This window comes from Parahaliea mediterranea, assembly GCF_003402235.1.
GTDB classification, from domain to species: domain Bacteria; phylum Pseudomonadota; class Gammaproteobacteria; order Pseudomonadales; family Halieaceae; genus Parahaliea; species Parahaliea mediterranea.
On record NZ_QEWO01000028.1, the window covers coordinates 1 to 1,073 of the forward strand.

At 48.1% G+C, this 1,073-nt stretch carries 1 protein-coding gene; it reads right to left on the reverse strand.

Translation table 11 applies throughout. From position 1 onward, the window contains the following. Positions 1-7: 7 nt before the first annotated feature. The gene (locus DDZ17_RS22200) at positions 8-973 is read right to left on the reverse strand and encodes an IS30 family transposase (protein ID WP_116369220.1); all 966 of its coding nucleotides are present in this window, start codon (positions 971-973) and stop codon (positions 8-10) included. Positions 974-1,073 lie beyond the last annotated feature (100 nt).

The window sequence follows — 1,073 nt, forward strand, 5'->3', positions numbered from 1 at the left end:
CGCGGATTCAACTCGCTAGTGCAACGGGGGGGGTGATTCCAAAAAATACCTGATTCGGTGTTTTCATGCCAAGACATTTTCTTGGTCGATTGTTTAATCTGTCCATTGCCTGTTTGATTTCCTTCTGGGTAATGGTTGTGAAGTCTCTGCCCTTCGGGAAGTACTGTCGAATGAGCCCATTGGTGTTCTCGTTCAGTCCACGTTCCCATGATGCATAGGGGTGAGCAAAGTAAAATTCTGCATTGAGTTTGTTAGCGATTGCTTTGTGATTCGCGAACTCTTTTCCGTTATCTGAGGTCATCGTCAGCACGGACTCGGAATATGGAGATAACAGGTTAATAATGGCATTGGAAACGAGCTGTGCTGTTTTACGCTCCACCTTCTGTATCAGCGTGAAGCGTGATTTACGCTCAGTCAGAGAGACGATCGCTTGCTGATGGCCTTTGCCAATAATTGTGTCGAGCTCCCAATCGCCAATACGGGAACGTAAATCAACCTCGGCGGGTCTCTCATCGATGCTGACGCGGTCGATCAACTGACCTCGACGGTTGTAACTGCCATAACGTTTGCGGCGCTGTTTCTGGCAGCGTAAGTGTTTAAAAAGGTCCCCGCCATTGGCTTTGTCCTGGAGGACAAACTGGTAAATCCATTCATGACTGATAGAAACTCTACAGAATGTCTTGAGCCAAAGGCTGATCTGTTCTGGGCTCCAATCGAGGGTAAGCAGGTACTCGACAGCGATCCAGGTCTCACTGTTAATACGGGGCTTGCTTTTCGCCACACGGCGTTCTTCAGCCAAGCGCTGAGCCTGTTTCGGGCGATAGCCTCGCAACCCTGTATTGCGCCGAATTTCGCGGCTGATGGTCGATTTGTTACGCCCCAATATCATGGCTATCTCGGATCGATCATGATTTGCTTTCAACAAGGCTGAAATTTGGTATCGTTCTTCTTGGGTAAGCTGTTTGTATTTCATTGTGCTCCTCTAACTTTGGTCGGTGAGAGAAAGCTCAATAGTACAGCAGCTTGCCCTCTAACCAACTCGTCAAGAGTTGCACTTACAAATTGAATTCACG

What these genes read in the sequence shown, in the direction of transcription:
- DDZ17_RS22200 (WP_116369220.1), bottom strand. Translation starts at nt 973, where the DNA reads ATGAAATACAAACAGCTTACCCAAGAAGAACGATACCAAATTTCAGCC.